This window comes from Leucobacter sp. 7(1) (assembly GCF_900163635.1).
In the GTDB taxonomy this organism is placed as follows: Bacteria; Actinomycetota; Actinomycetes; order Actinomycetales; family Microbacteriaceae; genus Leucobacter.
In genome coordinates, this window is the sequence record NZ_FUID01000044.1 from 1 (window position 1) to 7,964 (window position 7,964).

12 protein-coding genes are annotated in these 7,964 nt (G+C 66.0%); 5 read left to right on the forward strand and 7 right to left on the reverse strand.

Annotation, left to right across the window (positions count from 1 at the left end; translation table 11 throughout):
• Window positions 1-126: 126 nt before the first annotated feature.
• Window positions 127-267 (forward strand): hypothetical protein, encoded by a 141-nt coding sequence (locus FM113_RS18130; protein WP_176387135.1) that lies wholly within the window; start codon window positions 127-129, stop codon window positions 265-267.
• A gap of 9 nt (window positions 268-276) precedes the next feature.
• On the opposite strand, the gene FM113_RS18570 is transcribed toward FM113_RS18130, so the two are convergent.
• Together FM113_RS18570 and FM113_RS08705 are read right to left on the reverse strand one after the other, a co-directional pair.
• Complete coding sequence (locus FM113_RS18570) at window positions 277-987, reverse strand: metal-dependent transcriptional regulator (RefSeq protein ID WP_303394012.1); 711 nt, start codon at window positions 985-987, stop codon at window positions 277-279.
• Window positions 988-1,079: 92 nt separating this feature from the next.
• Window positions 1,080-1,619 (reverse strand): carboxymuconolactone decarboxylase family protein, encoded by a 540-nt coding sequence (locus FM113_RS08705; RefSeq protein ID WP_087013649.1) that lies wholly within the window; start codon window positions 1,617-1,619, stop codon window positions 1,080-1,082.
• Between the two features lie 115 nt (window positions 1,620-1,734).
• Between FM113_RS08705 and FM113_RS08710 the strand changes: the two genes are divergently transcribed.
• Window positions 1,735-2,592, forward strand: a complete 858-nt coding sequence (locus FM113_RS08710) for an AraC family transcriptional regulator (RefSeq protein ID WP_087013652.1) — start codon at window positions 1,735-1,737, stop codon at window positions 2,590-2,592.
• Between the two features lie 4 nt (window positions 2,593-2,596).
• On the opposite strand, the gene FM113_RS08715 is transcribed toward FM113_RS08710, so the two are convergent.
• Entirely contained in the window at window positions 2,597-2,815 is a 219-nt protein-coding gene (locus FM113_RS08715) for a hypothetical protein (protein ID WP_087013655.1), read from the reverse strand.
• A 176-nt stretch (window positions 2,816-2,991) separates the two neighbouring features.
• On the opposite strand from FM113_RS08715, the gene FM113_RS08720 reads away from it, so the two are divergent.
• Window positions 2,992-3,381, forward strand: a complete 390-nt coding sequence (locus FM113_RS08720; RefSeq protein WP_087013659.1) for a hypothetical protein — start codon at window positions 2,992-2,994, stop codon at window positions 3,379-3,381.
• Between the two features lie 13 nt (window positions 3,382-3,394).
• On the opposite strand, the gene FM113_RS08725 is transcribed toward FM113_RS08720, so the two are convergent.
• On the reverse strand, window positions 3,395-4,819 hold the full coding sequence (locus FM113_RS08725) for a type II toxin-antitoxin system HipA family toxin (protein ID WP_087013663.1): 1,425 nt from the start codon (window positions 4,817-4,819) through the stop codon (window positions 3,395-3,397).
• Window positions 4,816-5,109 (reverse strand): helix-turn-helix domain-containing protein, encoded by a 294-nt coding sequence (locus tag FM113_RS08730; protein WP_087013666.1) that lies wholly within the window; start codon window positions 5,107-5,109, stop codon window positions 4,816-4,818. The genes FM113_RS08725 and FM113_RS08730 overlap by 4 nt, the downstream gene beginning before the upstream one ends.
• 223 nt (window positions 5,110-5,332) lie before the next feature.
• Here FM113_RS08730 and FM113_RS08735 point away from each other — a divergent pair, with 223 nt between their 5' ends.
• Window positions 5,333-6,013: a type 1 glutamine amidotransferase domain-containing protein gene (locus tag FM113_RS08735; RefSeq protein ID WP_087013669.1), complete on the forward strand. Its 681-nt coding sequence runs from the start codon at window positions 5,333-5,335 to the stop codon at window positions 6,011-6,013.
• A gap of 12 nt (window positions 6,014-6,025) precedes the next feature.
• On the opposite strand, the gene FM113_RS08740 is transcribed toward FM113_RS08735, so the two are convergent.
• Together FM113_RS08740 and FM113_RS08745 are read right to left on the reverse strand one after the other, a co-directional pair.
• On the reverse strand, window positions 6,026-6,937 hold the full coding sequence (locus FM113_RS08740; protein ID WP_087013671.1) for a LysR family transcriptional regulator: 912 nt from the start codon (window positions 6,935-6,937) through the stop codon (window positions 6,026-6,028).
• Window positions 6,938-7,048: 111 nt separating this feature from the next.
• Entirely contained in the window at window positions 7,049-7,414 is a 366-nt protein-coding gene (locus FM113_RS08745; protein WP_217895985.1) for a MerR family DNA-binding transcriptional regulator, read from the reverse strand.
• Window positions 7,415-7,542: 128 nt separating this feature from the next.
• Between FM113_RS08745 and FM113_RS08750 the strand changes: the two genes are divergently transcribed.
• Window positions 7,543-7,964: NADPH-dependent FMN reductase (locus FM113_RS08750; RefSeq protein WP_140393319.1), on the forward strand; the 422-nt coding region annotated here is incomplete at its 3' end.

The window sequence follows — 7,964 nt, forward strand, 5'->3', positions numbered from 1 at the left end:
ACTTGGAGGCCGGCCACCGATCAGCCGGCTGCTACCAACCTGATGGCCGGGTACACCTAGCGCGCACGTGCCGGAGCAGAGCACCGGTCTACCCGGGGTCTCACCCCGGGTAGACCGGTGCTCTGGATGTTCTCGGCTCGGTCTGTTGAGCTGCTCCGCGGGGATCCCATCATCGTCATCGCGATGCCCCTGGGTGCTGCGTTTGTCGTGACCATGTCGGGCATGCTCGCGTTCGCTGGATTGTGGTTTCTGACGCTCATCAGCTAGCCGACCAGATCATGCGGGGTCCACCTGGACAAACAGGTGTGGCCAGAGTTCCGGGCGAATGCCACTCGGAGTCTCGTTGTCGGTTCGGACTCGGGCCGCACCGCCGGATCGACGCCGGATCATCAACGCGCACCCCGGTGTCACGCCCTGCGCGTAGAGATCCGTTAAGGCCCCCACCGTGGCCTGCAACCCTTCCGATACCCACACCAAGGTGACGCGCTGCGGAAGCGTATTTTCCCGCATCAGCTGCGCCAGCGCCTGTGCCCGCTGCCGCGGATACGCATAGGGTACGCGGACACCACAGCTCGCCGGGCGCTGCGGGATCGGGTTCCCGTAGGGCGAGCACCGCGGGCCGCCCAGCAGCGCGAACAACCGTTCTGCCACAAGGTCACTCATCACGTGCTCCCACTTGCACGCCTCCTGATGCGCATAGGCCCACTCGAGTCCAACGACGTCGGTCAGGAATCGCTCAGCGATACGGTGCTTGCGCAGTACGGACACCGCCAGCGCGCGCCCCCGCGCCGTGAGTTCGAGGACCCGATCCGACGCGATCTCAACGAGGCCGCGTCGCTGCATCCGCAGCACAGTCTGCGAAACTGTCGGGCCGGCGTGTCCTAGCCGTTCGGAGAGCCGTGCCCGCAGGGCAGGCACTCCCTCTTCTTCAAGGTCAAGAATGGTCCGGAGGTACATCTCGACGGTGTTAATGAGATCGGTCGCCAACGGGCGCTCCCAACGGTTGTGATGCCGGAGCCCGCCGCATGGATGCGGCGGGCTCCGGTGGATCGGACGGTGCGGGGATCCGCGGAGCCCGGCTAGGACTGGAACGGGACCTCGGGGAAGTCGACGGGAACCGCGAGGGCGATGTTCACATAGTTGGTGAAGATATTCAGGGCCACCTGGGCGACAGTCTCGACGATCTGCTCGTCGCTCCAGCCGAGATCCCGCAACTCTGCAAACGCGGCTTGGTCGACTGCGCCGCGCTCGTCGACGAGGACGAGGGCAAAGCGGAGGAGTGCCGCGGTCTTAGAGTCTTCGGCGTTGCCGAGCTGCGCTGCAGAGAGCTGTTCGGAAGTAAGGCCCGCCTGGGCGCCGAGAGCCGTGTGCGCGGCAAGGCAGTATTCGCAGCGGTTCCGATTGGCGACGGCGACCGCGATCTGCTCGGTGAGCGCGGCACCGAGCGCACCGGTCGAGAAGGCCCCGAAGGAACCCCACATGGACTGGAGGGCGGCCGGGGAGTTCGCAACAGTCGCGAACATATTCGGCACCGTTCCAAACGCCCCCGTGATCTTTGTGAGGGTGGCCTGCACCGCCGGGGTTGCGGTATCCAGGGTGATCGGCTGAATCGCACTCATTGTCTCTCCTCTACTCATGCCCCAATCGGGGCCTGTCACTCCATCCTGACCGGGCATTCAAGAGGATCTGGCACAGAACAGCCAGGTTATTTATCTGATCGTCTAAGCTGTACAGATGGAGATCTCCGACCGCCTCGATGCCCTCCTCCAGCGTTTCCGCGTCCAGGCACGGCAGTTCCACATTGGCCAGGTGTGCACGTCGCAGCGCTATGACCCCAGACCGGGAACCGGCTTTCTCCACGTCCTCCGAGCAGGCGAAGTCTCATTCACGCCCCCGGGATCCCCCCACCCAGTGAGAGTCGCGGAACCCTCGGTGCTGCTCTTCCCACACGCCACTCCGCACGCGTTCACCGTCCCCGCGGGCGCGACCGCGGACCTGGCGTGCGCGACACTCGATTTTGCTGGCGGCGAGGCCCACCCGCTCGTTGGTATGCTTCCCGAACACGTGATCGTGCCACTCGCTGAGGTTCCCGGGCTCGGATCAACCCTGGAGCTTCTCGCCACGGAGGCGTCATCGCCGTTGTGCGGCCACCGTCACGTCATCGATAAACTCTTCGAGATCGTGCTGATCAAGCTGATCCGCCACCTGCTGGAACACCCCGAGGCCGGTCGGCATCCACACACCTCGGGCCTTCTTTCCGGCCTCGCACAGCCGCAGCTTGCCCGCGCGCTCACGGCAATGCACGAGTCGCCGGAGCACCCCTGGACGCTCGCTGAACTCGCGGAAATCGCCCACCTCTCCCGCAGCGCGTTTTCGCTCCGGTTCCGAGAGCTTGTCGGGGTCCCGCCACACGAGTACCTGATCGGGTGGAGGATCACTGTCGCACAGCAGCTCCTCCTGCACGACCACGCCGTGATCGACGTCGCGACAGCCGTGGGCTACAGCGGAACCTCATTTTCGCGCCTCTTCGCCCAGCGCGTGGGGCAGTCACCGCGCGCGTGGGCACAGACGCGGGCCCACGCGGGGGCGTGATCGGTCACCGACTCAGCAGTTTCCACAGTGAGACCCACTCGGTCTCGCGAAACGACTCACACGTCGCCACGGGGTCGGCGGTGCACGCGGCCCCGCCGTGCACCGTGAACGGGATCGGGAGCACTAGGACCGCAATCACCACCAGGGCCGCGGAGCTGATCCCCCAGAATCGCCTGCGCGGGATCCTCCGCCACCCACCGGCCTCGCGATGTGGCAGCGACATGCGGCTCCTCCTCTCAGGTGATGCGGCGTGACACGTCCCGACCGTACCCGCGAAGCAGCACCGATTCCAGGATCGTTACCGGGCTGAAATAGCAAGCTGCTCCCTCACTCCGGAGACGGTTACGATGACCGTGCACCCACTCCAGCCCCCAACTCGAAGAGGAACTCTTGAACCACATGGTGAGCCAACTGAAGCACCGAAACCGCCTCACTATCACGGCGGACGTGCTCATCGTCGAACCCATCGGCTGGGACCGCATCTGGAGCTTCCGTCGGAGACTCGAGGTGCCGCTTGCGAGCATTTCAGCAGTGACCGTCGAGGCGCGCCCGATGCTGTTGCCGATGGGGTGGCGGGGGCCCGGGTTGAGCGCCGGGGCAAAGTACGCGGGCACCTTTCACCCCAGCGGTGCAAAGCACTTCTGGAACACCTCCGGGCCGGCACCGGCGCTCCGAGTTTTCCTCGGCCCCGGGCAGCACTTCCATGAGCTTGTCCTGTCAGTGAGCGACCCCGAAACGGCCGCGAAAGAGATCCAGGAGTCCGTCGCCGAGGCGCAGTTGCGGAGCTAGCGAAGCCGAGCGCTTAGCGTTCTTCGCGGCGACGCCAGAACCCCGCGACCTGGCGGCCATTTCGCATGTGCGGTGCCACCCAGACTGCGCTGGGCACGCTGCTCGACGCGAGGCTCTGGCGCGCACGCGGTGCCCCGACATCGACGTGCACTTGCGACTCGCCGCTCGCCGCGGCACGCGCGTGCGCCCGCTGATCCTCGGGGAACGACCGAGCCATCGAGCGAATCTCCGGGGCGGAAATCCCCGCCGCCTGCGCGACCTCCGGCCACGCCTCGACGGCGTCGGCCACCTCCGCGAGCGCAGCACCTGCTACAGCGGCAGTCAGTCGGTAAGTTCCGGCCGTGGCGATCAAGTTCCGGATGTCGCGATTTCGCGGATCGTCCCGGGCGGAAATTGGCCGGGCGACCAAGGCCCCACCAGCGTGCGATGGGTTGAGATCATACGCAGGACTGAGCTGCCAAGCGCCACCGCCCCGAAGAAAGGCGTGGTTCTTCCAATGGTCGTCAGTGTTGGTGATCAGCACGTTCAGCGCGACCCGCTTGAACAGGTCCCGGAGTTGTGCGGCTTCGCCGTGGGTCAGGTGATCCGTGACATCCGCCAGGTCCTCGTAGGTGAACTGACCGTGTTCCTGATCCCCGATCTCGAGCGCCGTACGTGCCGACATGAATCCGATCCGCCCGCCACTCGGTGTCCGATCAAACCTTCGCAGCGCAAGCGTCGACTTCCCGTCCGAGGTACGCAGCAACGTCCCCTCTTGGACGTGGATGCCGGCGGTTCGTGCGAGTGTCATCGCAACGAACTCCCACGCCTCACCGTCCCGACCGCCGTCACGTTCGGACGGGAGCTTCACGAGCCGCAGCTCGCCGTCAATGTATACGCTCACCTTGGGACGCGCACCACCTGCCGATGTCCCCGGCGCACCGAGCAATTCAAGATCCGCCTCGGTCGCATCATGGGCTTCGAGTCGTGCCGCAGCGGCAGCGACTGCATCGAGGCCCAGGGCACTCAATTCAGGTATGTGAGCAGGCCCTAGCCATTCCCCTGCCGAGGGATCCCGGAAGCGAAGCGCTCCGAGTCGCGTTTCGTCGGCCGCCAGCGCGAGGTAATCGAACTCTCCCACCCGACCGGGAATCTCGGCCCTGGCCTGCCGGGCCAGAGCCAAGCTCGCATCGATCACTCGCCGACCCCAGTCATCCGGCGTCAGGTCTTGGAACGCACCGAACAGCAGCTGATCCTCGCCGGCGCGGTGCGGGGCTCGGCTACGCGTGAGCTTCGGGTCGAGCTCATATGCGCCAGGGGACCTGAAATAGTCTCGGTCGTAGGTAAAGGTGGTCCCCCCGAGCGTTCGACCGGCCCCAAACGAGGCACGGAGTCGGCCCGCCAGGATCGAAGTCCCGTCCACCTCGACGTAGACGTCGAGTTCGTCGCGGAGGTTCATGCGCGTTTCCGCACCGCGTCCATCGCGAGAGTCCGACCGGTCTCCGTCGCCAGCGGGTCGGCCGCGGCGACCAGGTGGTCTACAAAGCCGAGCGCTGACACGACGGCCAGCACCGAGTCGAGCCGCGGCGATCCGGCCCCCGTTTCGATGGCACGCAGCGTATCCCGGGTGACATGCGCGCGACGGGCGAGTTCCGCAGCGCTGATCCCGTGCAGTTCCCGCCAACCGCGCACGTGTGCGCCGAAGCGTTCGAGCTGCCGTTTCCGTGCCGGTGACGTCCTGGCAACCATTCGACGCTCCTCCCAAATTTTGGCATCTATAGCTGTCATTTTAGCACCGAGTTGTCCTCTATAGATGGCAAGTTTCTCCGGGTAATGCGCCAGAAGTCCACCCAAGCCCGTTGGCAACTACGAAATCGCGATCTGCCTCATCACCGAAGCTATTTCCCTGCGCCTCACCCGGCACGTACCGTAGCGCGTGATGGGCCGTACCAGAAGAAAGGATGTGTCGACGATGACAAACCCGGGGAGAATTCTGCTCGCACTCACGAGCCAAAACGATCTGGCCGGAATCCGACACACGGGATTCCACCTCACCGAAGCCGCGCACCCGTGGCAGGTGTTTCGGGAGGCTGGCTACACTGTCGACCTCGCCTCGGTGCAGGGCGGACCGCCACCCGAGGACGGCCGCGACGAGACCGACCCAGCCCAGCAAGACTTCCTGCGGGATCCGGGGGTTGCCCGGCAGCTCGCGAACACTCCGGCGATCGCGAAGCTCGATGGTGCTGACTACGACGCCGTCTTGTTCGTAGGTGGTCACGGCACCATGTGGGATTTCCCGAATAGTGCGGAGGTCGCCACACTGGGGCGGGCCGTCATTGAGCACGGCGGGGTCGTCGCCGCGGTGTGCCACGGGCCGGCTGCGCTGATCAACATCACACTGTCGGACGGGCGCCCCCTCCTCAAGGGCGCGCGCGTTGCGAGCTTCACCAACGCCGAAGAGGTCGCCGTCGGGCTGTCAGAGGCGGTGCCATTCCTCCTCGCTGATGAGCTGGAACGCCGCGGCGCAACCCATGTCCCCGCGGCGAATTTCACCGAGCAAGTGATCGTTGATGGGCGTCTCATTACCGGGCAGAACCCGCAGTCCGCACGGGCCTTGGCACGCGCGGTGGTCGCAACGCTTGCCGCGCCCTAGGTTCTTGGCCTGCTAGAGCTCGCCGCGTGCGGTCGCGTCGCTGAGGAGCGCCTCGTGCACCGCGCGAACCGACTGATCCCGCGCGAGGACGCCAGCCCGCGTCGCGAGGTGAAGGGTGTTGAGCGGCGGGGTCTCCGGCTCGAGAAGTGCGAGCAGCGCGCCACGGCGCAGCTCGGATTCGATGAGGTAGCGCGGCAGCACGGACATGCCCAGCCCGGCCACGACCGCCACGGCGATCGACTGCAGGTTGGGGATCGTGGCGACGAGCTCGAGGTCTGTGGCCGGCCGCTCGAACACCGTACGCCAGAAGCGGCGCACGATGGCGAGATCATCGCTGTAGGCCACGAGCGGGATGCTGCGCAATTCCTCCGCGGTCGCCGGCCGGTCGCCCGGGAGGACGTCACGCCACTGCGGTGCGGCGACAAGCACAAACTCCTCATCGACGAGCGGAACGCTGACAACTCCCCTCAGCCTGGGAAACACCGTGCTCACCACGAGATCGGTGTGCCCTGCTGCCAAGCCGTTCAACAGTTCCGCAGCGAGTCCGGGAACCACGCGGAAGGCACGGTGCTGTATGGCCAAGCGAGGCAGCACCGGCACCACCCGCGAGGTGAGATACTCGGCCGGGCCTCCGAGGTGCAGCACACGTTGCGCACCGCCAGTCCCCGCTTCCATGGACGGGATGATCGACTCCAGCTGATCTACCTGCGGTGCCGCAGCATCGGCAAGGGCCCGCGCCCGCGCCGAGGGGGTAATCCGCCGCCCGTGGCGCACAAACAGTTCGACACCGAGTTCCTGCTCCAGGGACCGCATCTGCGCTGTCACCGCGGGTTGGCTGATCCCGAGGAGCCGCGCGGCCGCCGTGAACGATCCCCCGCGGACTACCGTCACCAAGGCGCGGAGCGCGTCGAGTCTGGGAGACATCGTGGCGACCGGCTTCCCGTCCGCACACCGCAGACATCGTGGCTGTCCCCTCCGCGCAGTCAATCACACAAGGATCTGCGTTTCGTGGGCTCAGCGCACCGAGCGCGGCACCTAGCAGAGTTTCGCCCCAAAGGCAAGATCGGCGCGAGCCGCTTCGAGCTGAGCGATCCGGCGTTCTGCCTCGCTGATGAGATGGAGGGTGAGGCGTTGCCAGTCATCCGGCGTCGGGTGCTCGGGTACGTCGTCAAGCGCTCGGGTAATCTCACGCACGGACAGGCCGACCCGTTGCGCGACCCGGGCAACCCGCACCACGCACGGCACCCACGGCTGGTAGCGGCGCTGATTGCCCGAGGTACGCTGCGACGCGATCAGGCCTTGGCGTTCATAGAAGCGGATCGCGGAGGGTGCCGTGTCGCTGAGCTTCGCCACTTCGCCGACAGTCAGCATGCTGGCTTCGTGCGTCCCGAGATTCGTCATAACCTCAGCATGAGCTGCGTGTGGCAATTCTTCAAGGATGGTGTCATCCAGGCGCATGGCGCGGTCGCCTGTGTGAATCGATACCGGTTCTTGACTTCAAGCTAGGTTCAACCCGCAGAGTGGGCACTATGACGCCTCCCACACGATTCCAGCCGACGGCCGAGTCCCCGGCGACTCCACGCGCGCCGAGGATCGCCGTGATCTCTGCCAGCGTCCGCGCCGAGCGGGTCGGCGCGAGTGTCACGGACTGGGTGGCGGCAGCGCTTCACGGTCGCGGGAGGGTCGACGTCGACAGGATCGATCTTGCCGAGATCAGCCTGCCCGATGACCGCGAGCTCTCCCCCGGCGGCGGCCCGCGCACGGTGGTGAGCTCGCGGATCGCTCGCGCAGAGGCATTCGTATTCGTCACTCCGGAGTTCAACCATTCCTACCCGGCGTCCTTGAAACGCCTGCTCGACTGGCACACCGTGGAGTGGAAGCTGAAACCTGCCACCGTGATCGCGTATGGAATCACCGGCGGCCACGCGGCCATTGAACACCTGCGCGGCGT